The 25300-nt window shown below is 35.3% G+C and carries 20 protein-coding genes and 2 pseudogenes; all 22 read right to left on the bottom strand.

The features are described 5' to 3' along the window. Positions 1–240 precede the first annotated feature (240 nt). Positions 241–3102 carry an excinuclease ABC subunit UvrA gene (gene uvrA, locus BLT48_RS10660; RefSeq protein ID WP_089977842.1) on the bottom strand — a complete coding sequence of 954 codons (2862 nt, stop codon included), beginning with the start codon at positions 3100–3102 and terminating at the stop codon, positions 241–243. A 167-nt stretch (positions 3103–3269) separates the two neighbouring features. Further along, entirely contained in the window at positions 3270–3914 is a 645-nt protein-coding gene (locus BLT48_RS10655; protein WP_035021414.1) for an HD domain-containing protein, read from the bottom strand. Positions 3915–4327: 413 nt separating this feature from the next. Beyond that, a complete protein-coding gene (gene phoU, locus BLT48_RS10650) occupies positions 4328–5008 on the bottom strand; it encodes a phosphate signaling complex protein PhoU (protein WP_035021413.1) in 681 nt (226 codons plus the stop codon). Positions 5009–5049: 41 nt separating this feature from the next. Beyond that, complete coding sequence (gene pstB, locus BLT48_RS10645) at positions 5050–5814, bottom strand: phosphate ABC transporter ATP-binding protein PstB (protein WP_089977838.1); 765 nt, start codon at positions 5812–5814, stop codon at positions 5050–5052. Positions 5815–5825: 11 nt separating this feature from the next. Next, complete coding sequence (gene pstB, locus BLT48_RS10640) at positions 5826–6632, bottom strand: phosphate ABC transporter ATP-binding protein PstB (protein WP_035021410.1); 807 nt, start codon at positions 6630–6632, stop codon at positions 5826–5828. Between the two features lie 49 nt (positions 6633–6681). Next, entirely contained in the window at positions 6682–7566 is an 885-nt protein-coding gene (pstA, locus tag BLT48_RS10635; protein WP_089977836.1) for a phosphate ABC transporter permease PstA, read from the bottom strand. Further along, positions 7566–8486: a phosphate ABC transporter permease subunit PstC gene (pstC, locus tag BLT48_RS10630; protein ID WP_035021408.1), complete on the bottom strand. Its 921-nt coding sequence runs from the start codon at positions 8484–8486 to the stop codon at positions 7566–7568. The genes pstA (BLT48_RS10635) and pstC (BLT48_RS10630) overlap by 1 nt, the downstream gene beginning before the upstream one ends. 115 nt (positions 8487–8601) lie before the next feature. Beyond that, positions 8602–9465, bottom strand: coding sequence for a phosphate ABC transporter substrate-binding protein PstS family protein (locus BLT48_RS10625; protein WP_035021407.1), 864 nt, complete (start codon positions 9463–9465; stop codon positions 8602–8604). Positions 9466–9774: 309 nt separating this feature from the next. Continuing rightward, complete coding sequence (gene phoU / locus BLT48_RS10620) at positions 9775–10440, bottom strand: phosphate signaling complex protein PhoU (RefSeq protein ID WP_035021406.1); 666 nt, start codon at positions 10438–10440, stop codon at positions 9775–9777. A gap of 30 nt (positions 10441–10470) precedes the next feature. After that, entirely contained in the window at positions 10471–11223 is a 753-nt protein-coding gene (gene pstB, locus BLT48_RS10615; protein ID WP_035021404.1) for a phosphate ABC transporter ATP-binding protein PstB, read from the bottom strand. Then, positions 11223–12038, bottom strand: a complete 816-nt coding sequence (gene pstA, locus BLT48_RS10610) for a phosphate ABC transporter permease PstA (protein ID WP_035021402.1) — start codon at positions 12036–12038, stop codon at positions 11223–11225. Before pstA (BLT48_RS10610) ends, pstB (BLT48_RS10615) begins: the two co-directional genes overlap by 1 nt. 2 nt (positions 12039–12040) lie before the next feature. Then, positions 12041–12901 (bottom strand): phosphate ABC transporter permease subunit PstC, encoded by an 861-nt coding sequence (gene pstC / locus BLT48_RS10605; RefSeq protein WP_089977832.1) that lies wholly within the window; start codon positions 12899–12901, stop codon positions 12041–12043. 238 nt (positions 12902–13139) lie between these two features. Further along, entirely contained in the window at positions 13140–14042 is a 903-nt protein-coding gene (locus BLT48_RS10600) for a substrate-binding domain-containing protein (RefSeq protein ID WP_176944114.1), read from the bottom strand. A gap of 299 nt (positions 14043–14341) precedes the next feature. Next, on the bottom strand, positions 14342–16117 hold the full coding sequence (pnpS, locus tag BLT48_RS10595; protein WP_089977829.1) for a two-component system histidine kinase PnpS: 1776 nt from the start codon (positions 16115–16117) through the stop codon (positions 14342–14344). Next, positions 16114–16842, bottom strand: a complete 729-nt coding sequence (locus tag BLT48_RS10590; protein WP_035021395.1) for a response regulator transcription factor — start codon at positions 16840–16842, stop codon at positions 16114–16116. Before BLT48_RS10590 ends, pnpS begins: the two co-directional genes overlap by 4 nt. A 48-nt stretch (positions 16843–16890) precedes the next feature. Next, positions 16891–18069: a PDZ domain-containing protein gene (locus BLT48_RS10585; protein WP_226776729.1), complete on the bottom strand. Its 1179-nt coding sequence runs from the start codon at positions 18067–18069 to the stop codon at positions 16891–16893. 227 nt (positions 18070–18296) lie between these two features. Next, a complete protein-coding gene (locus BLT48_RS10580; protein ID WP_089977825.1) occupies positions 18297–19502 on the bottom strand; it encodes a C40 family peptidase in 1206 nt (401 codons plus the stop codon). A 54-nt stretch (positions 19503–19556) separates the two neighbouring features. Continuing rightward, a complete protein-coding gene (ftsX, locus tag BLT48_RS10575) occupies positions 19557–20444 on the bottom strand; it encodes a permease-like cell division protein FtsX (RefSeq protein WP_035021389.1) in 888 nt (295 codons plus the stop codon). Continuing rightward, complete coding sequence (ftsE, locus tag BLT48_RS10570; RefSeq protein WP_035021387.1) at positions 20434–21120, bottom strand: cell division ATP-binding protein FtsE; 687 nt, start codon at positions 21118–21120, stop codon at positions 20434–20436. Before ftsE ends, ftsX begins: the two co-directional genes overlap by 11 nt. 369 nt (positions 21121–21489) lie before the next feature. Continuing rightward, positions 21490–22603 (bottom strand): peptide chain release factor 2 gene (gene prfB / locus BLT48_RS10565; protein ID WP_143019113.1). Its coding sequence is split into 2 segments (ribosomal slippage): positions 21490–22530 and positions 22532–22603, totalling 1113 coding nucleotides; the frame shifts between segments, so codons are not numbered across the junction. Between the two features lie 108 nt (positions 22604–22711). Further along, positions 22712–22792 (bottom strand): annotated as a pseudogene (locus tag BLT48_RS14590) (SEC-C metal-binding domain-containing protein); the annotation flags it as partial. A 65-nt stretch (positions 22793–22857) separates the two neighbouring features. Further along, positions 22858–25240: pseudogene (gene secA, locus BLT48_RS10560) on the bottom strand (preprotein translocase subunit SecA); the annotation flags it as partial. Positions 25241–25300 lie beyond the last annotated feature (60 nt).

The raw sequence follows: 25300 nt of genomic DNA, 5'->3' as shown, positions 1-25300 counted from the left end.
AGTGTTTGCCTGATAATGTTAAAAGTTAGTTGTATACTGTCTTTGTTGTTATCATTATTATGCGTCATCTAGGGAACTTTGTCATAGGACTTAAGTACGATTTTACTATCGTTACATAGTCTGAACAGGAGGTCAGTTTTCACGTTAAGTTTAACATGAAACAACTAGATTTAAAAAAGAAATACTTTAAAAAGAACGAATTCAGCTGATAGATCAAAGCTGGATTCGTTCTTTTCTATCCTATTTAATTGACTGTTCAATTATTTTTTCGCGCTTTTTATCTCTTTTCAAGATTTCATTCAGGTATTGTCCAGTAAAACTTTTCTTGACCTTAGCGACTTCCTCTGGAGTTCCAGTAGCGATGATTGTACCTCCGCCAGCTCCACCTTCTGGACCTAAATCAATCACATAGTCCGCTGTTTTAATCACATCCAAATTATGTTCAATGACTAAAACGGTGTTGCCAGCTTCAACTAATCGATTTAATACAGTTAATAGTCGCGCAATATCATCTGTATGCAATCCTGTTGTTGGCTCATCTAAGATATAGAAATTATCTCCATTTGAACTTTTGCGTAATTCACTAGCCAACTTCATTCGTTGCGCTTCTCCACCTGATAATGTGGTAGCCGGTTGTCCTAGTGTGACATACCCCAATCCAACATCGATGATCGTTTGTAATTTTTTTCGAATTTTAGGAACATTTTCAAAAAAGACAACTGCTTCTTCTATTGTCATGTTCAGCACCTCAGAGATATTTTTGCCTTTGTATCTGACCTCTAATGTTTCTGAATTGTAACGTGTACCATGACAGATTTCACATGGTACGTACACATCAGGAAGGAAATGCATTTCAATTTTTAAAATTCCGTCTCCTCTACATGCCTCACAACGTCCGCCTTTTACATTGAAACTAAAACGCCCTTTTTTGTACCCTCTTATCTTAGCTTCATTTGTTTGAGCAAACAAATCACGTATATCATCAAATACACTTGTATACGTTGCTGGGTTGCTTCGAGGTGTACGTCCTATTGGGCTTTGATCAATATCAATAACTTTTTCTAATCCTTTATGACCTTCTAATGATTTGTATTTTCCAGGTTTTTGTTTTGAACGATTTAAATCACGAGACAGTGTTTTTTTCAAAATAGAATTGACTAAAGAACTTTTACCAGATCCTGAAACACCCGTAACGGCTACAAAGCGACCTAATGGAAAATCAACATTCACATTTTTCAAGTTATTCTCAGCTGCCCCTTTAACGCGAATAACACCTTTATCTTCTACCCTCCGCTCTTTAGGAACGGGTATAAATTTTTTCCCCGATAAATAGGCTCCGGTTAAGGAATCCTTACTATTAGCAACTTCTTCTGGTGTTCCGATGGCCATGATTTCGCCGCCTTTTTCACCCGCACCAGGACCTATATCAATCAAATAATCGGCAGCTCTCATCGTATCTTCATCATGTTCAACTACAATTAGTGTATTTCCTAAATCACGCATTTTTTGCAATGATTCAATTAGTCGATTGTTATCTCTTTGATGCAGCCCTATTGAAGGTTCGTCTAGTATATATAAAACGCCCGACAAATTAGATCCAATCTGAGTTGCCAGACGAATACGTTGTGCTTCTCCCCCAGATAAAGTACCAGCAGTTCGACTTAGAGTTAAATAATTCAATCCCACATTCTTCAAGAAACTCAATCGATCATTTACTTCTTTCAAGATAGGTTTTGCAATCATGATGTCATGCTCAGATAGAGACAATTCATCGAAAAACTGCATCGATTTTTCAATTGGATAGTTACAAACTTCCCCAATATCTTTTCCAGCAACTTTCACCGATAACGCTTCTGGATTCAATCGTTTTCCACCACACGTTTGGCAAGCCAACTCTGTCATGTACAACCTCATTTGATCTCTTGTAAAATCACTGCTTGTTTCACGGTACCGTCTTTCAATGTTCATCAATACACCCTCAAAAGGGATATCGACATCACGTACACCACCAAAATCATTTTTATAATGAAAATGGAATAATTCTCCTTTTGAACCTGTTAGAACAAAATTTTGCTCTTCTTCTGACAATTCTTCAAATGGAATAGTCATATCAATTTTAAAATGTTTACAGGCTTGTTCCAACATTTGCGGGTAATAATTTGAACTAATCGGATTCCATGGCAAAATAGCCCCGTCTTTTAACGATAAGCTTTTATCTGGCACAACTAAATCAATATCTACTTCTAATTTGACGCCTAGTCCATCACAATCAGGACAAGAACCAAATGGCGCATTAAATGAAAACAAGCGAGGTTCTAGTTCACCAACGGTAAACCCACAGTAAGGACACGCGTAATGTTCACTAAATAATACTTCCTCTTGTCCCATAATATCTGCGATGGCATATCCTTCTGCTAAGCGTAAGGCTGCTTCGAAGGAATCAAATAAACGCGAACGGATACCTTCTTTGACTACGATTCTGTCAATAACAATTTCAATATCGTGTTTTTTATTTTTTTCCAACTCAATATCATCAGAAATATCGTACATTTCTTTGTTCACACGTACCCGAACATAACCTTCAGACTTAACTTTATCAAAAACTTTCTTGTGCTGACCTCTTTTTCCAACAACAATAGGAGCTAGTAATTGGATTCTTGTTCCTTCAGGATATTCTAGTACACGGTCCACCATTTGCTCAACAGACTGACTAGAAATTTCCGTACCATCATTTGGACAAATAGGATGGCCAATACGAGCATACAACAATCTTAAGTAATCATTGATCTCCGTTACCGTTCCTACTGTAGAACGTGGGTTTTTACTGGTTGTTTTTTGATCAATCGAGATAGCCGGACTTAATCCATCTATACTATCCACATCTGGTTTATCCATTTGACCAAGAAATTGACGAGCATAAGCAGAAAGACTTTCAACATAACGTCTTTGTCCTTCAGCATATAAAGTATCGAAAGCTAAAGAACTTTTACCAGAACCTGACAATCCGGTAATAACTACTAGTTTGTCTCTTGGTATCGTTACATCAATGTTTTTTAGATTATGTGAACGCGCACCCTTGACGGTAATTTTATCATGTGCCATTTGCTTACTTCCTTTTTAGTTATTTTTTTACACTTCAAATTTTAGTTTATAAGAATAGTTTAACGAAAACACAAAAAATAGGATAGCTACATGCATCCTACCTTTGTCTTACTAGTTTATCATGTTTCCTTATTTTTAGCGAACGTTTGTTCATCGTTAATTATTTGTTAGTCACTTAATGAATCATTCATAATTCGTTGTGTTATTTTTTGTAATTGATCTTGATTTGTAAAATTCCCACTTAACAAATCAGGAAGGACTTCTTTTAAAAAGTAATGTGCACTTGTTAAATGTCTGAATTCTAAAATTGTTTTTAAAGATTCTTCATATATTTCAGTAAAAACGTGTTCGGGATTCCCTTTTTGAATTTCCCCAAAAGATTCATAAAGCAGATCAATTTTATCTGAAACAGATAAAATTTGACCTTCTAAAGTTTCATCTTTTCCTTCTTTTAATCGTTCAGAATACACATCTTGAAATTCTTTCGGAATTTCCTTTTTTACGAAATTTTCGGTCATAGAGTCTTCAACATCTGCTAACATTCCTCTTAATTCAGGTGTTGCATATTTAACAGGCGTTTTAATATCTCCTATAAAAAGTTCTGTATAGTCATGATTGAGCGCTTTTTCATACAGGGATCTCCAGTTGATTTCATTGCCAGCTTGTTCCTCTACAGTTCCTAGAAATTGTGCAATTTGAGTAACTTTAAATGAATGCGCTGCAACAGAATGGTCTTCATATTTAAACTTCCCTGGGCAACGAAAGATGTTTTCTAAATCACTTAAACTTTTAATATACTGATGCATTCCCATTTTACTTCATCCTCCATTTTGCTAAATTTTTACTATCCTAACATAGATTACTTAAGAAAGCAAAAGACCTTGACAACTATACTTCTTATCTTAGAATAGAGGCTCTATATTTTTAGTGTTGATAGCTTAGTTAAATTAATGTCACGAAAATTCTGGAGGAATAGGGTTTGCTTGTAGCCATGCATTGAATTCAATGCGAATTACAAAGCGTTGGCGCTTCGGCGATTACGCTTTGTTTAAGGCTTGAAAGTCTGAAGACTATGAACTTTAGGCTTCAGGCGATTCCATGGCTCTCCACAAGCAAACTCGTCTATTCCAGAAGAATTTTTATTTTCTTTTATCATCACCCTTTGACGAAGAGTCAGAATAGACAAAAAAACGACTGGAATACTTTCCCCAGTCGTTTTTGCTGATTAATTTATAGGACTATTTTTATTGTGAGTGTTTAACTCAACAACTTTACCAGAATTCAAGTAGACGATCCATTCAGAAATATTTGTTACATAGTCCCCAATTCGTTCTAGGTATCCAGCTACAAGCATATAATCTGATCCACCTAAAACAATTTCTGAATCAGCTTTCATATGCTCGATACAATCGTGGTGAATTTTTTTTGCATCTTTATCCACTGCACGATCACTCAATGCTATTTGTTTTGCTTTTTCTGTATCAAAATTAACGTATGCATCTAAAACGCCTTGAACCATGACTTTTACTTTTTCAGACATTTCAGCAATTTCTGCTTCCACTTCATAGATTCGTTTATTTCCTTTTACTCGAATAGTCGATTTTGCAATACTAACTGCATGATCACCCATTCTTTCAAGGTCAGCACAAGCTTTCATAACCGTTACAATTTTTCTTAAATCGGTTGTGACAGGTTGTTGCAACGCAATCATTTCAAAACACTGTTTCTCTAACTCAACTTCGTGTCTATTAATTTCTAAGTCACCGTCAATCACTTCTTGAGCGAGCTCTTTATCATGATTTACAAAGGCTTTTACTGATTTATAAATTGCTTCGTTAACCATTTTTCCCATTTCAAAAAAATGAACGTGTAAATCATTTAGTTCCTCTTCAAATACTCGTCTCACTTTTCATCACTCCTATACCATTTTCTTAATTATGCAACGAATTACCCAAAACGTCCAGAAATATAGTCTTCTGTTTCTTTTTGTTTAGGTCTTGTAAAAATTTGTCTTGTTTCCCCATGTTCAATCAAGTGTCCATTTAAGAAAAACGCTGTATTATCCGATATTCTTGATGCTTGTTGCATATTATGGGTAACGATTATCATGGTATAATCTTTTTTCAGTTCTAATAACATATTTTCAATTTTTGCGCTTGAAATAGGATCTAGAGCGCTTGTCGGCTCATCTAATAGAATAACAGATGGTTCAATTGCTAATACTCGTGCAATACAGACTCTTTGTTGTTGTCCACCTGAAAGCGAAAGGGCACTTTTATGCAATTTATCTTTCACATCTTCCCAAACTGCGGCTTTTTTCAAGCTTTCTTCCACGATGGTATCTATCTTAGCTTTGTCTTTCATTCCTGCAATTTTCAAACCATAAGCAACATTTTCATAAATTGAAAATGGAAAAGGATTCGGTTGTTGAAATACCATCCCGACTTTTTTTCTTAATTCAACAGTGTCCATTTTAGGACTGTATATTTCTTTATTTTCAAACTTTACGTTACCTGTGATTGTCACATTCGGTATCAAATCGTTCATCCGATTTAAAGTTCTTAAAAAGGTAGATTTTCCACAACCACTTGGTCCAATCAATGCCGTAATTTCCTTAGGTTTAAAGTCTAGCGAAACACCTTTTAGTGCCTCATTATTTCCATAGTATAAATGAACGTCTTTAGATTCAATAATAAATTTTTCATTACTCACTCTTTTTCCTCCTACCCAAAATGACCAGATACGTAATCTTCTGTTGCTTGAATTTTTGGACGAGTAAAAACTTTTCTCGTTTCATCGTACTCGATCACGTTTCCAACATAAAAGAAAGCTGTGTAATCACTGATTCTTGAAGCTTGCTGCATATTGTGAGTAACAATAATAATTGAATAATCTTCTTTCAATTGTAGTAGTGTTTCTTCTACTTGACTAGTAGATATTGGATCCAAGGCACTTGCTGGTTCATCTAATAGTAAAATGTCTGGTTTGAGAGCAATCGCTCTTGCGATACATAAACGTTGTTGTTGTCCTCCAGATAAGGCTAAAGCACTTTTATTTAATTGATCTTTCACTTGCTCCCACAAAGCGGCTTGTTTTAAACTCGTTTCCACTGCTTCGTCTAACGTATTTTTGTCTTTGACTCCATGTCGTCTTAAAGCAAAGGCAATATTGTCATAAATCGATTTACTAAATGGGTTAGGACGTTGGAATACCATTCCGATATTCTTACGCATTTCATATACATCAACATTTGAAGCATTTACATCAATGCCTTCGTACATGATTTTTCCTGTTACTCTAGCTGATTCAATTTCATCATTCATCCGGTTTAAAGAACGCAAGTAAGTTGATTTTCCACAGCCACTTGGTCCGATAAGAGAAGTGATCTTATTTTCTTCAAATTCTAATGAAACACCTTTGATTGCTTCATTATCTCCATACCATACATGTAGATCTTCGGTCGACAAATCGATTTTCGTACCGGGCGCCATCTTTAAAACATTTGTCTCTAGGTTAGCTTGATTGGGCATTCCATAAATCCTCCTTATCTAACTGAATCCTTACTTCCACATTTTTTTGCTAAGCAGAAGTAGCTTTCTTTTGAAGTTTTCTTCCTAAATAACGAGCGACTAAATTAAATAATAATACTGCAATAATCAAAACAGCTGAAGCACCTGCAGACACTTGTGGTCCATCGGGCATAACACCTTCACTGTTGATCTTCCATATATGAACAGCCAATGTTTCAGCTGGTCTCATAATGTTCAATGGACTTGTAATCGATTGTGGATTCCAATTGGCAAAATCTAACGCCGGTGCGCTTTGTCCAGCTGTGTAAATCAAAGCTGCTGCTTCCCCAAAAATACGTCCTGCGGCTAAAATCATTCCTGTTAGAATACCAGGCAACGCTGCAGGTAGAATAATGCGAGTGACTGTTTCCCAACGAGACAATCCTAAAGCTAATCCAGCTTCTCTTTGAACTCCAGGTATGGCTTGCAATGAGTCTTCTATCGTTCGTGTTAACAATGGCAAGTTAAAGATGGTTAATGCAAGAGCACCAGAAAGGATCGAAAAGCCAAAATCAAATTGAATAACAAAGATTAAAAATCCAAACAGCCCAACAACTATAGAAGGCAATGAACTAAGTACTTCTATCGCTGTTCTGATGATATCCGTCACCCAGTTTTGTTTTGCATATTCTGATAAATAAATAGCAGCACCCAATGCTAATGGTGCACTAATCAACATAGTCAAAAACAACAGGTAAAACGAGTTGAATAATTGAATTCCTATCCCGCCTCCCACTTGAAACGATCTTGCAGGTTGAGTTAAAAATTCCCATGAAATTTGTGGTACACCTCGCCATAAAATAAAGGCTAGTAAGCTGAATAAAATAAGAACGATGAATATAGATATAGCATATAAGACACCAACTGCGAATTTATCCCATTTTTTTGCATCCATTATTTCATAGCCCCTTTCTTACCAATCCAACGTGTTAAGATATTAAAGAATAATGCCATCAGCATTAAAATTAGGGCTAATGACCAAAGAACATTATTTTCTAATGTACCCATTACTGTATTCCCCATACTCATAGTCAATATACTTGTCAATGTTGACGCTGGAGTAATTAAACTTGTCGGCATCAATGCAGCATTACCAATAACCATTTGAACAGCAAGAGCTTCTCCAAAGGCACGAGCCATCCCAAAAACAACAGCTGTCAATAATCCTGGCATCGCACTTCTTAAAACAACTTTATATATGGTTTGCCATCTTGTTGCACCCATAGCAAGAGATGCTTCACGGTAATGTCTTGGTACAGAGTTTAAAGCATCCACTGCCATGCTTGTTACAGTCGGTAAAATCATAACAAACAACACAAAAGTAGCAGATAAAATACCAAAACCCGTTCCTCCAAAGAGAGAACGAACAAAAGGAACCACAACAGTCAGCCCAATAAATCCGTAAACTACGGATGGGATACCTACTAATAATTCAACTACAGGTTGTAAAACTCTTTTCCCAGTAGATGGCGAAATTTCAGTCATGAAAATTGCTGCACCGATTGCAAATGGTGTCGCTAGTGCTGCCGATAACAGTGTCACTAAAAAGGACCCTGTAATCATTGGAAGGGCACCTACAAGAGGCAATCCGTCTTCACTAACATTTCCTGGATTCCAGACTGAACCCGTTAAAAAGTCCCAAAAAGAAACTCCATCAGTAAAAAAAGTAGAAAGACCTTTGCTCGTAACAAAATACAAGATTGAAACAACTACAAGTACGATAATAGCGATACAAATAAAACTAACGGTTTTTCCTAATTTTTCCAGTCTACCTTTTTTTGAGTTTCCAAGTAATCTTGCTTGAATCTCTTCCAAAAGAAGCCCTCCTCTTATCTCAAATACAACAAGCTGAAAGACGGTTTTTCATATTGAAAGATCGTCTTCAGCTTCATGCTATCTTTTCTAGTTCATTATTTATTTTTTTTGCGCTTTACTCTATAGGTACTGTATTTCCTTCAACATCTCGTTCAACTTCCATTTGACTAGTTGGAATATACCCTAAAGCTCCAATTAGCGTAGACTGAATGTCATCTGATAAAATGTAATCCAGAAACTCTTTTGTTAAACCAGTCGGTTCTCCATTTGTATACATGTGTTCATAAGACCAAATTAGCCATTCATTTGTTTTTACATTTTCGTCTGTTGGCTCTACTCCATCTATTGATAAAGATTCCACATCTTCATTTACATATGAGAAAGCTACATAACTGATCGTTCCAGGCGTACTAGCAACAATTTGACGTACTGTCCCACTTGATTCTTGCTCTTGCGTAATAATGCTGTTTTGACCTTCTTCTAAGACCCATTGTTCAAATGTAGCACGTGTTCCACTACCGGCTGCACGGTTTAAAACCGTTATTGGTAAATCTTTCCCGCCTAATTCTGACCAGTTCGTAATTTTCCCTGTAAAGATGTCTTGCAGTTCTTGTATACTAATATCACTAACTCCAGTACCAGGGGTCACAATGGGTGTGATTCCGACAACAGCCACACGATGATCAACTAATTTAGAGGCATCGATGCCATCTTTTTCTTCAGCAAAAATATCTGAATTCCCAATATCTACTGCATTTGCAGCAATTTGGCTTAACCCAGTTCCACTACCTCCGCCTTGTACGTTAATAAATTTCCCAACATTTTCAGTACTGAATTGTTCACCAGCAGCTTCTACAAGTGGTTGTAAAGCAGATGACCCAACTGCAGTAATCGATTCTTCTTCTACTACAGGTCCACATGCTGTTAGAATAAATCCAAATGCAATGATCAACAGAAATCGACTATTTATTAATTTCATTTTATACCTCCTAGGTATTTACCTAAATTACATACTTCTTAATAATAACGTACTATTGTAAAAATTAAATAGCATAATTGTAAATTTTATGTAAAGGCACAATGTATGCTATTATCATTTTAGCTTTTTTAAATTAAAAGAGCAAAGAAAAAAGCAGTAGAAAGAGTTTCACCTCTAGTCTACCGCTTTTTTTTACTTCTCTAATTTACTTCTCTAATCTACTGCTAAAAAATCAAATGAGAATTTTTTTATCTCTCTCCAACTTAAATCTACTTAAAAGTTGTAGAAAACAACTTAAATTAATTCTTTTTATCGTTTACTTGTATTCAACTCTACAACTTTACCGGTTTTTAAATAAACAATCCATTCACAAATATTTGTAACATAATCACCGATGCGCTTCAAATACCTTGCAGCCAACATGTAATCTGTTGCCCCTAAAATCAATTCAGGATCTACTTTCATTTCATCAATACATTGCTGATAAATGCCATAAAAATCCTGATCAATACCATTAATAGCTGTGGATAAATTCTTTGCTTTATTGGCATCTTCTTTAATATAAGCTTCTAGAACACCTTCAACCATTACTTTTACTTTCTCTGAAAGTTCTGCTATATCGGCTTCGATTTTTGGAACACGTTTTGTACCTTTAACGCGAATGGCGGCTTTTGCGACACTTACTGCATGATCCCCCATTCTTTCTAAATCAGCACTGGCTTTCATAACCGTTACTATTTTACGCAAATCACTTGTAACGGGTTGTTGCAATGCAATCAACTCAAAACATTTTTTTTCTAATTCAGTTTCACGTGCGTTAATCATGATGTCGTTATCAATCACTTGCTGGGCAAGTTCTTTGTCATGATTAGTAAATGCTTTCACTGACTTGTAAACAGCTTCATTAACCATCATACCCATCTCCGAAAAATGAACATGTAAATTTACCAGATCTTCCTCATACACTCTTCTCAAATCATTTCCCTCCAATCCTTATTAAAATGGTTAACCAAAACGTCCTGAGATATAGTCTTCTGTTTGCTTTTGTTGAGGATTTGTAAATATTTTTCTTGTTTCACCAGTTTCCACAATTTTTCCATTTAGGAAAAAGGCAGTTCTATCTGATACACGAGAAGCCTGCTGCATATTATGCGTAACCATTACAATAGTATAATTTTCTTTCAAAACTGTAACCAATTCTTCTATTTTAGCAGTCGAAATGGGATCTAATGCACTTGTAGGTTCATCCATCAGTAAAATTTCAGGTTCAACGGCTAACGCACGTGCAATACAAATTCTTTGTTGTTGTCCGCCTGATAAAGACAACGCATTTTTTTTCAAATCATTTTTTACTTCTTCCCAAATGGCTGCTCCTCGAAGACTTTTTTCAACTAAAGCATCTAGTACTTTTTTATCTTTGATTCCATGTGTTCTTGGCCCATAAGTAATATTATCATAAATACTCATCGGAAACGGATTCGGTTGTTGAAAAACCATACCGACTTTTTTACGCAACTCATTAACATCAAAGTCCTTTTTATAAATGTTTTCTTCATCTAATAAGATAGATCCTTTTATCTTGCAACCCTCAATCAAATCATTCATACGATTTAAACTCTTGATCAATGTTGATTTTCCACAACCAGATGGCCCAATAAAAGCTGTAATTTGATTTTTAGGAATCTCTAAATTCACATTATGCAAGGCTTGAAACTCACCATAAAATAAATCTACATTTTTAATACTTAATTTACTCATTATTTGGTCCCCTTTGTCAGTCTATTACTTAATATTGTTGACAAACCATTAATCATTAAAACAAATACAATCAGAACAACTCCTGTTGCATAGGATTCATTTACATGCATTCCTTCACTTGATAGAACATACATGTGCAAAGCCAATGTTCTTCCTGATGAAAATAAGCTGTCTGGTAAATTTGTTGAGCTTCCAAGCGTATACAATAATGCAGCTGTTTCACCAACAACTCGTCCGCTTGCAAGTATGACTCCTGATAAAATTCCAGGCATTGAAACGGGTAATATCACTCTAAAAATGGTTCTTAATTTTCCTGCTCCTAAAGCAAAGCTTGCTTCTCGTAAAGAGTCATTTACTGATAGCAACGCTTCTTCTGTGGAACGAATAATCAATGGTAAAACCATTATTACCGAAGTTAGCACACCTGCTAAAACGGAATATTGAAAGTTTAAGAAAGTAACAAAAAATAGCATTCCGAAAAGACCATATACAATCGAAGGAACAGCTGCTAAAGTATCCGTTGCAATACGAATAACTTCAACGACTTTATTTCCTTTTTGAGCATATTCTACTAAATAAAATCCTGTAAACACACCTAGAGGGGTTGCAATCAGTAAAGTCATACCCACTACAATAAAAGTTGTAATTAGAGACGGCATCAATGAAACATTATCTGTTGTGTACTTCCAAGCAAACATTTCCGGAGTAATATACGGTATCCCTTTGGCTAAAATAAATCCTACAATATAAAACAAGGACCCAAAAGTTATGGTTGCTGCTAAATAAATTAAACTTCTCATTAATTTACTAGCCATGATTATCTAGCCCCCTTTTTCTTAATCATTAAGAAAGTGCCATTAATGATTAAAATAAATACAAATAATACTACTGCCGTTGCAATGAGTGCTTCTCTGTGAGAACCACTCGCATAAGCCATTTCCAATACAATATTTGTTGTTAATGTACGAACACCTAGCGTTAGACTTTCTGGCATAATGGGTTGGTTTCCAGCAATTAAGACAACCGCCATTGTTTCTCCAATTGCACGCCCAATTCCTAAAATAACAGAGGAAATGATTCCAGATTTAGCAGCTGGTACAACTACTTTTATAACTGAGCGTTCGTGCGTCGCTCCTAGAGCCATGCTTCCAGTATAGTAGCTTTCTGGAACAGCTCGTATGGATGATTCTGACAAGCCGATAATCGTTGGCAAGATCATGATTCCAAGCAAAATGATGGCTGTCAGCATGTTCATACCCGTACCACCAACTAGATTACGCATGATTGGTACAATAGCTTGTAATGCAAAGAATCCATAAACGATGGAAGGTATAGCTGCCATTAAGTTAACAGCCGGCTTTAGAATTTTGTACAACCAAGCTGGACAAAACTTTGCCATAAAGATAGACGTTAAAATTCCGATTGGTACCCCAACAACGATCGCCCCGGATGTTACAGCTAAAGATCCCATAATCATTGGCAATATTCCAAATGAGGCAGGGGTATTAGAAGGTGTCCATTTTTGACCGAATAAAAAATCAAAAACTCCATATTCAACCATAAACGGAACGCCGCCTGCAAAAATAAAGATACAGATTAAGATGATAGCTAAGACTGATGTCAGTGCAGATACAAAAAAGACACCTTTCATAAATCCATCTAATTTTTTCGTCTTCATATTGATCTCCTTTAACATAAGACAGAATAAATCATCCATAAACACATTCTTTTTCAATTGTATTTATGGATAATTGTAAATTTTTTACCTACTTTTATCCCCATATATGAAAAAACAGCCTATCTTGATGGATACAAGTTGATAGGCTGAATTCATTTGCCAATTTCCCAATTGACTAAAACTCACTTCATAAAAATAACCAGAATTTCTCTGGTTATTTTTATGTTTTACCTAATGATTATTTAGCAACTTCATCCCAGGTTGTTACTTCTCCTGTAAAAATCTGTTTTACTTGTTCCATTGTTAAATCTTCAAATGAATTTTCGCTGTTAACAATTACAGCGATACCATCAATAGCAAGTGGTTCAGCTGTTAGTACTTCTAATTCTTCATCTTTTAATTCGCGAGAAGCCATTCCGATATCAGCCGATCCGTCCATTGCAGCAGTCATACCAGCAGAAGAACCATTTGACGTAACATCAATCGTAACTTCTGGATTAAGAGCTGTATATTCTTCAACTAGTACTTCCATTACTGGTGTTACTGAAGTTGAACCAACAATACTGATATTTCCAGTCATATCTTCAGCTGCTTCATACGCAGGAGCCTCTGTTACTGCTTCAACGTATCCTTCACTTACAACAATTTCTTGTCCCTCAGCACTCATAATGTATGTCCAAAAATCTTGGGCAACTTCACTTAATTCTCCATTGTAAGCAATATTGAATGGACGAGAAATAGCATATGAACCATCTTGTACAGTTTCAGGAGTTGCTTCTACGCCTTCAATGTTCACAGCTTTAATACTGTCATCTAATGACCCTAAAGAAATGTACCCGATTGATGCTGAGTCTCCAGTTACAGTTGTCATCACACCACTAGTACTGTTTTGAATAGTCGCTCCAGAGTATGTGTTATCTGTTTCAGTATCGCCGTCTTCAACTAATACACCTGTAATTTCAGTAAATGCTCCACGAGTACCAGAACCATCTTCACGTGAAATAACATTGATTGTTTGAGTTGCGTCAAATTCTTCCGTGTTTTCTGTTGAACCAGCAGAATCAGACTCTGCTCCACAAGCTGCTAAAGTTAAGCCTAGCCCTAAAGTTAATGTTAATTTTGATAATTTTGTAATAGTCATTTTACCCATCCTTTTAGTATTAGTGTTAGACATCCATACCTCTTGTCCACATACATATCTTAACGAATGAATATTAATTTTACTCTCGCATTATGTAACGTTTTTGTAGATTATTGTAAAGAGTATTAATTTTATGTAAAGATCGCTAAATTTACCTATCGATATAGAATCGCTAATTTTTATTAGAGATAGTTGAAATTCGCACAACCATTTGTTAAACAATAAAAAAGCCTTGAGAGTTACTCAAGACTTTTTTCTATATTTTAGTTTAATGATGCATTACCTGTAACTAGAACTAGTTATCTTGGTTGGATAGGCAACCTTACAATAAATGTTGTTCCTAAACCAAGTTTACTTTTAATAGTAATCGACCCATTCAAGTTCTCTACTAAATACTTCACGATTGATAATCCTAATCCTGTCCCGCCAGAATTGCGACTGCGGGCTTTATCAACTCGATAAAAACGTTCAAAAATTCGGTCTTGTTCATCTTCCGGTATTCCTATTCCGTTATCTGAAACCAAGATAACAGCTTGATCATTTTCTTTCCTTATCGTAACTGTTACTTTTCCGCTCTCTTGAGTATAAACAACTGCATTATTAATGAGATTAGCCAATATTTGCTTTAAACGACTATTGTCTACTGTAATAAATAAAGTGTCTTCTTCAAGCAGGTTTAGTTCCATCTCTTTTTCATCTGCTGTTTGTTTCACGAGTTGAAAAGTAGCTAAGACTGCTTCGCTAAGATTGACTTCTTGCATGTTCATAGGAACTTGTTTTTGTTCCAATTTCGACAACTCTAAAATATCGTTCACTAAAAAATCTAAGCGACTACTTTCAGCCAGCATAATTTCTAAGAATTGTTTCAATACTTCTTTATCTTCCATTGCTCCATCCAACAATGTTTCCGAGAATCCTTTAAGAGCTGTAACAGGAGTCTTTAATTCGTGTGAAGCATTGGTTACAAAATCTGTCCGGACTTTTTCCAGCCTTCTAATTTCTGTTATGTCATACAACAAGACAATTAAATTTTGCTCTCCTGGTTCTTTCCCGTCAATTGGAACAATATTCGCATCAACAATTTTATCTTTGGGATAATAAAAGTAAATTTCATCATTTTGTTTTTTATTTTGTTGATAAGCTACTTCAATCAAGTGGCTTAATCCATAGCTTTTTGTTGCTTCAACATAAGAATTCCCAACAAGTTTAGTGACATCTTCTCCTAGAATAACACTCATAGCAGGATTCACCATTTTTATGGTTCGATGTTCATCTATCAGCATTACACCAATGACCAAATGATTGATCAATTCAAACAGTCTTTTGTCATTTTGCTCAATCTCTTGTGTTTGTTCTTCTAAACTTGTTGCTAGTTCATTGATTGTTTGCCCTAAATCGGCTACTTCACCATACGCATTCCCATTATACCTGACTTCATACTGTTTATCAGAAAGACTTTTAGCAACAATCATAATATCATTAATGGGTCTTGCAATACGTTTTGTTATAATTAGTGTGATTAAGGTCGTTAAAATAAGAGCTAATAAGCTGAACAGCAAAAGAGAGTGTTTTATTTGTTCACTAATTTGATTGATTTCAGCTACTGGTCTAGATAAACGTAAGACCCCCGTTAGTTCATTTTGCTCTCCCAGCAAAGGTACTGCAACGTAATACAATGTTTCGTTGGTACTTTCACTGTTCCTTGCTGAAACTCCTACTTCGTTTCCAGCTAACACTGCTTGAAATTCTTCACGATTGCTATGATTTTCCAAGTCTTCTCTATTTGTTGCTGAATCGAAAACAACAACACCAGAAAGATCAATGATCGTTAATCTTTCATCTGATTGCATCTCAAGAGCTGTCGCCTCATTTGTAACAGCTTCTAAATTTGTTGGATTATCAGCATTCATAGGAAGTAAGCTTGCTATTGTTTTAGCTTGTTTAATCAACTCTTCTTCTTGGCTGTTACCAGCATAATCTTGTAGTAAATTAATTGAAAAAAGTCCAATAGATAAACTAAAAATAGTAAATATCGCAATGAAAATAGCTAAAATCCGAAATTGAAGTTTCCTCATTTTTTTGGAGCCTCAAATTTATAGCCAAATCCCCTTACTGTTCGAATATAAACTGGATTTTTTGTGTCTACTTCTATTTTTTCTCTTAAGTGACTAATGTGCACATCAACGATTCGTGTTTCTCCAGCATAATCAAAATTCCATATTGCATCCAGCAGTTGTTCTCTGCTTAGAATTCGATTGATTCGTTTGATCATATACATCAGTAACTCGAATTCTTTAGGAGTAACATCTATTTTTTCTCCTCTTACAATCACTTCATACTGGCTAGGGTCTATTTGGATATCTCCTACTTTAATTAATTCATCTTGTTCTGCTGTACTAGCAGACTCTTTTAAAGCTTCTTCCGCCTTACTTTTACTGCTCATCCGTCTCATGATAGCTTTCATTCTCGCAAGCACTTCACGCGGGCTGAATGGTTTGGTCATATAATCATCCGCACCTAATTCAAGACCGATAATTTTTTCAAGTTCATCATCTTTAGCTGTTAGCATCATTATCGGCGCTTCAATTTTTTCTTGTCGCAACTTTTTGCAAATGTCCATTCCGCCCATTGACGGAAGCATTAAATCCAAAATGATAAAATCATACGGGTGAGCTACAGCCATTTCATATCCTTCTAAACCATCCAAAGCTGTATCTACTTGATAACCTTCTTTTTCCAGATTAAAAGCTAACAATGTTAAAATAGATTGTTCATCATCGACAATTAATACCTTTTTCATTTTATCCCGCCTATATTGATATTTTTAAATTTTCTCTTTTGCTTTAACCTATTTTCCTAAGATCACTACACCAATTTCATGAGGAGAATCTGCATAAATAGCTGTTTCTGTTAAGCGAAGTTCGCCATCTACTCCTCTAACCTTCAAATGACAATAGACACTGTTCTTTGACAATGCTTGATAAAAGTCAAATTCGGTTTCAATCGGCAAATTGTTGCAATTAATAATTGTGTCTCCAACGACTAAATTCATTTTTTCCGCGGGCGTATCTGGGCGAATACCAATAATTTTTATCCCATTTTCAGCTGGTCCAAAAAGGACACTCCAGTTTTTTTCTCGTTTACGGTGACGATATAATACAACTCCTCCACCAATAAGCAAAAAAACAAATCCAAAAATTGGAGCAAAAGGAGTCCAAATAGAAGCTATGGCAATTATTACTGCCACCCCTGTTATTACTGCTAAATCATTAACCAACTTGGAAACAGCAACTTTTGGAACTTGAGATTGAATAGTAAATTGAAAACCAATTAAAATCGGCAGCCAAAAGAAAGAATACAATTCGTTACCGATTGAAAAAGTTGGCCACCAGCTAAAGAATGCTTGAAAACCTTCACCTGGAACAACTAATAACAATGGCATTACCCAAAATGGTTTTATTGGATATTTCGCAATCCGTTTTCCACGTTTCGTTTTTAAAAAGCGGGCAGATAAATGAGTATCCGCTTTTCTTTTAATGGTGACAATAGAAATCCCTAATAAAAGAATAAGAATAATAAAGCTATTCACAAATAATGGCGTACGAATAAATTCACTCTGACTTAAAGGCTGGTACCAGTTATTCGGTATAAAAGAAAAATTAGAACTGTCTAAAACTAATGGTAGTCCTACCAGAATTAATGTACTTAATGAAACTGTAAATATTGGATGAACAAATCGATAACCAACAATCAAACTCAAAATTGTTACAATTTGATACACAATAATCCAGTCCATTGTAACTGGAATACCAACAATGGTTAAAAGAACTGAGCCAATCACTCCTGGAAGAATCCCTAAAAGTAAATAATTTTTAATTTCGTACAATGAACTATAAACAGCTACACGATGATTACTTCTTTCATGGTTGATTCGACGGTGGCTTGTCCAAATTGCAAAAACTAACCCCACTAAAAATGTAGGTTGGATAAAAAATAGCACTAATGCAATTAAAAAGTTTGCTGCCATTTGCATCTACTCCTTCTCTTCTTTTCTATTTTATCAAACTAAATCAATATAATCATGAATTTATCTATTTCTAAATATAGTTTACCTGATTTTTACAATGAAAAGCAGTTTATACCTCATATTTATTTTTTTTCTAAAAAAAACCAATCGCTAACATGATGTTAGCGATTGGTTTAAAACGTTTTTGGGAAACGGTTAGATTAAAATTCTTTATTTTATTAAGTGAATTAATTTATACGACCAAAACCAACTAGGTATTGAGCCCAGTAAGCTTGACTAATCGTTGTAACTGAAACACCTTTTGAAGATTGTGAACCAATGAATTGATTGTTTCCAAGATAGATACCTACATGATCAATACTTCCTGTTTGGTTAAAGAATACTAAATCACCAGGTTGTGCTTCAGATTGCGAAATCTTTGTTGAAGCTGCATATTGAGCACCTGCTGTACGTGGAAGACTGATGCCAGCTGCTGCAAATGCATAGCTAGTGAAACCAGAACAGTCAAAACCGCTGGTAGTTGTTCCACCGTAAAGATAAGGTGTTCCAAGAACCCCATAAGCTGCATTTTTAATTGCTGCCCATGAACCATTTGAAGGACTTGTTGCTGTTGTAGCTGCTTTTGTTGTTTCAACTGGTTTAGCTGTTAATTCTGAAGCATCGCTTGCTTTAGTTTCAGAACTCGTTAATTCAACAGTTGCAGAACTTGTATTTTCAACAGAAGATGTTGTTTTAACAAGTGCTAATTCTTCTGCTCCTTTTTCAGCTGCAGCTTTAACAGCTAAAAACTTTTCTTTTTCATTTGTTACAATAGATTTTTCAGCAGCAATTGATGCAACAACTGCTTCTTTTTCTAATTTTTGTTGTTCTAAATCAGTCTTAGAAGCTTCTAATTTTGCAGCCAATAACGTTTGCTTTTCAGCTTTTTTTTCAGTCTCTTTTTGTTTTACAGCTACCGCTTCTTTATCAGTTGCTTGAGCTTTTATTAACTCTTGATTTGCAGATACTATTTGGGAAACGACATCAGCACGTCCAATAATATCAGCAATTGATTCAGCATTTAGTACAAAATCTATATAATTTTGATTATCTCCATCAACTTGTACAGAGCGTACTTGATCTTGCAATTTAGCTTCACGTTGCTCAATAGCAGTAGTCAAATCAGAAACTTCTATTTCCAATTCTTTTAAACTTGTTTGTGTTTCTTTCATTTCAGCTATCAATGATGTCGCATTATTTTCGTTATCAGTGATGGTTGCTGCAATGGTTGCTAACTGAGATTCTGCTGAAGCTTCTTTCTTTTCAAGATCAACCAATTTTTCTGTAGATGTTTGGATAGCCTCATCTGTACTTGCAAATGCTGTCATAGGTGCAACATAGGTTGAAAAACCTAATGCTGCAACTAATGCTAGATTAATGAACTTTTTATTCAATTTTGTATCCCCCGTTTTCCCAAATAGTTTAGTTTTTGTCTTTAGTTAAAATGATTATACTTTTAAGAATTTTCTAATTGACATAAATGATCCGATTGCACCGATAACAACTCCGATTGCCAACATTAATCCGCCAACTTGGTATAAGAATGGATTTGGTGTTAGGAGTGCAAAGTACGTACCTTTTAAGAAATTTGTTAATGCATCAAATGATGCAATATATACAAAGCTCAAAATTGTTACTGGTATAACGGCGCCAATCAGTCCTATTAAAGCTCCTTCAATTAAGAAAGGCCATCTGATATACCAATTTGTTGCACCGACTAATTTCATAATTTCAATTTCAGTACGACGTGAAAAGATCGTAATTCGAATCGTATTTGAAATCAAAAATACAGCGGTCAAGATCAATGCAACAATTACTACTGCTCCAACATTACGAACTGTATTCATTGTTTTAAATAAGTTATCAGCAGTTGCTCCACCATAATTGACTTGAGTAACATAATCTAACTCTTCAATTTGTTTTGCAACAGGTGCTGTATTTTCTGGGACATCTGTATTTACAATATATACATCGTATAAAGGATTATCGTCTCCATCAAATAAATTAAATTCATCACCATAACTGCCGACTACTTGCTCTAATTCATCTTCACGACTTGAGAATTCAACCGACTCAACATTGTCAAGCGTTTCTAATTCTGATTGTAATTGTTTTTGTTGCTCTTCATTTGCGGCTAAATCAATATATACTCTGACACTTACATCATTTTCAATATCAGTAGCTAGCTTATTTACGTTCATTAGCATAGCAATAAATGATCCAACTAATAGTAGAGTTACTGTTACAGCACTGATAGCTGCAAGTGACATCCAACCATTTCTTTTCAAACTTTTGAAACTATCAATAACATGTCTTTTTGCTGTTCTAAGCTTCATAACCGTAATCTCCTTCCAATTGATCTCGGACAATGCGCCCATTCTCAACCGCAAGTACACGGTGTTTAACGACGTTAACGATTTGACTGTTATGAGTTGCCATAATCACAGTCGTTCCTTGATTACTGATTTCTTCCAATATTTTCATAATTTCCCATGAAGTATCCGGATCAAGATTCCCTGTTGGCTCGTCTGCAATTAAGATATGAGGAGTATTTGCAATGGCTCTTGCAATGGCAATTCGCTGTTGCTCTCCTCCTGATAATTCATTAGGAAACATACGCACTTTGTGTTTTAAACCGACTAGTTCGAGAACTTCTAATACTCTTTTTTGAATGGCTTTAGGGTTTTTTTCGACAACTTCCATCGCATAGGCAATATTTTCATAAACTGTTAATTTTGGAAGCAATTTAAAATCTTGGAAAACAACTCCGACATAACGTCTTAAAAAAGGAATATTTTTTTCTTTAATCGTCATTAAATCAAAATCTCCGACTTTAATTGTTCCTTTAGTTGCTTTTTCTTCACGATAAATCATCTTTATAAAAGTTGATTTACCAGCTCCACTAGGTCCGACAACATATACAAATTCACCTGGTTCTATACGAACAGATAAACCATTGATTGCTGTAATACCGTTTGGGTACTTCTTATAGACATTTTGCATTTCAATCATTTTTTTTATCACCTAACTTTTTTAGTTTCTAACACACAATTCAGGTGTTTATTCTACCGTCATGGGTATTTTGCCTCAATGCTTAATCATTATAGCACTATAAAAAATTCTGTCAGTTGTATTTACTTTACAAATTCATTTCAAACTGTATTCCTTTTGTAACGTTACTGTCTTATTTATATGTGTTAGACGATTTTAAGTCTTTTTTTTTAAAAAAAGACTTAAATACGATTAAAAAAGGATTCATATTACCACTTTATCCTTAAATTTGCTATTTTTTTGGGATTCGATAAATTTCTTTTATTACAAACAAAAAAATCAAAATTCTGACAACTAAGCTAAATTTGTCGGAATTTTGACTTTTCTCTGTTATTCTTCAGTTTTCGAGATTTTACTTCTCAGATATGCCTGTATAAACGGGTCAATTCCGCCGTCCATAACCTGACTGATATTACCTGTTTCATAATTTGTACGATGATCTTTTACCATTGAATAAGGATGGAAGACATAGGATCTAATTTGTGATCCCCAACCAATTTCTAGCTGTTCGCCTCTAATAGCCGCCATTTCTTTTTCATGCTCTTCTACCTCAAGCTGATGCAATTTCGCTTTTAACATACTCATTGCTTGTTCTCTATTTTTCAATTGTGATCGTTGTGCTTGACTAGCCACTACAACTCCGGTTGGCATATGCGTGATCCGGACAGCTGAATCTGTTGTATTAATGTGCTGTCCACCAGCTCCACTTGCCCGATAGGTATCAACTTTTAAATCATCCGAATTGATTTTTATATCCACACTGTCATCTAGCTCAGGGACAACATCAATTGAAACAAACGAGGTATGTCTGCGACCTGCAGAATCGAATGGGGAAATTCGAACTAAACGATGGACGCCTTTTTCAGCTTTCAAGTATCCATAAACATTCATTCCTTTAATCAGTAAAGTTACACTTTTAATCCCTGCCTCATCACCAGATTGGTAATCTAGTGTTTCAATCTTAAATCCTTTTTTTTCAGCCCAGCGTGTATACATTCTAAGCAACATGTTGCCCCAATCTTGTGATTCAGTTCCACCTGCTCCTGGGTGCAGTTCAATAATCGCATTGTTTTTATCATAGGGATCACTCAATAGTAGATTCAGCTCATATTGATCTAGTTTATCTAGGAAGGGATTGATTTTGCTATCCAATTCTTTTACTAGTTCTTCATCATTTTCTTCTTTTACCATTTCTAGTAATAGGTCTAATTCCTCTTTTTCAGTTAAAAGGTCTTTATATTGATTGTATTTTTCTTTCAACTCATTCGCTTCATTGATCATTGCTTGAGCTTTTTGTGCATCATCCCAAAACGTTGGCTCTGTCATTTTATCATCGTATTCAGCGATGTCTCTTTCTAATGTTTCTAAGTCAAAGAGACCTCCCAAAACCGTTTATTTTTTTATCCGCAGTTTCTAAATTATTTCTAATATCACTTAATTCCATTATCTTCACTCCAATTTAGAAAGAACACGACTCATCTTACAAATCGTGTTCTTTCCTATATGATATTTTTTGTTGACGTGGCAATTGAACAACCCATTAATGGTTTGTTTAATCCAATTTCCCATGACAATTTTTATATTTTTTACCGCTTCCGCATGGGCAAGGGTCATTGCGACCTACTTTTGAACTATCTATTTTCATTGGTTTTTTTTGAGCTTCTTTAACAACTTGTCCGTCACCTGTTGAACGTGCCGTTGTTCCTTTGGCAACTTGTTCTCTTTGCAAGTTTTGACGAATTTGTGATTTCATTAATAGACGAGTCACTTCGTAATCAATAGAACCAATCATTTCTTCAAACAATTTGAACCCTTCTGCTTGATACTCAACTAATGGATTGCTTTGACCATATGCACGAAGTCCAATACCTTGGCGCAGTTGTTCCATTGTATCAATGTGCTCTGTCCATTTACTATCCACCACACGTAAAATAACAACTTTTTCAAATTCTAGAACTTGTTCTTTACCATTTAATTGTTTCTCTTTTTCAGCATAGATTGATTTTGCAGCGTCCAGTAAGACTGTTTCAATTTCTTCAACTGTTCTGCCTTCTAAATCACTCATTGAGATATCATCTGGGTGAACTAGTGAAGCCTGTGCAAAATCTAGAATAGTTTGTAATTTCCACTCTTCTTTTGGTCCTTGAGTATTGATTTGTACAATGCGTGCTATTGTCCGTTGGATCATTGGAACAGTGACATGTTTCAATGAATCTTCAGCCATAATCACTTCAAGTCGTTGATTGTACATAATTTCGCGTTGTTCACGCATAACATCATCATACTGCAAAACATTTTTACGTGTATCATAGTTATTACCTTCCACTCGTTTTTGAGCAGATTCAACTTGACGCGAAATCATTTTACTTTGAATGACAGCATCTTCTTCACTCACTTTAAGGCGTTCAAGAACTGCTTGGATACGTTCCGAACCAAATCTCTTCATTAATTCATCTTCTAATGAAAGATAAAATTGAGTAACACCAGGATCTCCTTGTCGTCCAGAACGTCCACGCAATTGGTTATCAATACGACGTGATTCATGTCGTTCTGTACCAATAACACAAAGTCCACCTACTTCTCGAACACCTGCACCTAATTTAATATCTGTCCCACGTCCAGCCATATTGGTCGCAATTGTTACTGCGCCTTTTTGACCAGCATTTGTAATGATTTCAGCTTCTTTAAAGTGATTTTTAGCATTCAATACTTGATGAGGAATATTATTTTTTCTTAAATAACCAGCTATTAGTTCAGATGTTTCAACCGCTACCGTCCCTACCAATACTGGCTGTCCATTAGCGTGTCGTTCTTTGATTTCTTCAACCACAGCATGGTACTTACTTTCTAATGTTGGGTAAAGTAAATCTGGTTTGTCATCGCGAATCAATGGTTTGTTGGTTGGTATAGCTACTACGTGAATATTGTAAATTTCACGGAACTCTTCTTCTTCTGTCTTAGCTGTACCTGTCATACCGGCTAATTTTCTATACATACGGAAGTAGTTTTGGAACGTTATATTCGCCATTGTTTTTGATTCATTTTGTATTTCTACATTTTCTTTGGCTTCAATAGCTTGGTGCAAGCCGTCAGAATAGCGACGACCTTCCATGATACGACCAGTAAACTGGTCTACAATCATTACTTTACCGTCTTGAATAACGTAATCTACGTCATGATGCATAATGAAGTTAGCTCTTAAAGCTTGATCGATATGGTGCGTCAATGCTTGGTTCTCTACGTCATATAAATTATCTATTCTAAATATTTTTTCAGCTTTCTCAATTCCATTTTCCGTTAAAGCGATCGTCTTAGAAGGAATATCTATTGTGAAATCTTCTTCCTCTTTCAATCCTTTAACAAAGAAATCTGTTCGATTGTATAGCGCTGTTGATTTCGCTGCTTGACCTGAAATAATCAATGGTGTCCTAGCTTCATCAATTAAGATAGAATCGACTTCATCGACAATCGCATAATTTAATGGTCTCTGAACCATTTGTTCTTTGTAGACAACCATGTTATCTCTAAGGTAATCAAACCCTAATTCGTTATTCGTACTGTACATAACATCCGCTAAATAAGCTTCACGTTTTTCTTCTGAAGATTTTGAATTTAAGTTTAAGCCTACTGTTAAGCCTAACCATTCATACAATTCACCCATTTCAGTAGCGTCACGACTAGATAAATATTCATTTACGGTTACAACGTGGACGCCTTCTCCTGTTAACGCATTTAAATAAACAGGCATTGTTGCAGTCAACGTTTTACCTTCACCAGTTTTCATCTCAGGAATGTTTCCACGATGCAACGTGACCCCACCCATTAATTGGACATGATAGGGATACAACCCTAATACGCGTTTAGCTGCTTCTCTGACAACTGCAAAAGCCTCAGGCAGCAATGCATCTAACGTTTCTCCATCTTGGTATCTTTTCTTAAATAAAGGTGTTTTTGCTTTTAATTCATCATCAGACAAATTAGCCATTTCATCTGCAAATTCTTCAACTTGCTTAGCTATTTTGCTTAAACTTTTTAATTCTTTTTTATCGTTCTCAATTAGGTTACGTAAAAAATTAGCCATTAATCTTTCTCCTTTGATCTATCATATCTTGATCTATAGTTCTGTTTAGTTTAAGTTAAA

The sequence above is a fragment of the Carnobacterium viridans genome (assembly GCF_900102725.1).
Lineage (GTDB): Bacteria > Bacillota > Bacilli > Lactobacillales > Carnobacteriaceae > Carnobacterium_B > Carnobacterium_B viridans.
Note: the sequence above shows the minus strand (reverse complement) of the source record. Positions and strands in the feature narration are given on the sequence as shown.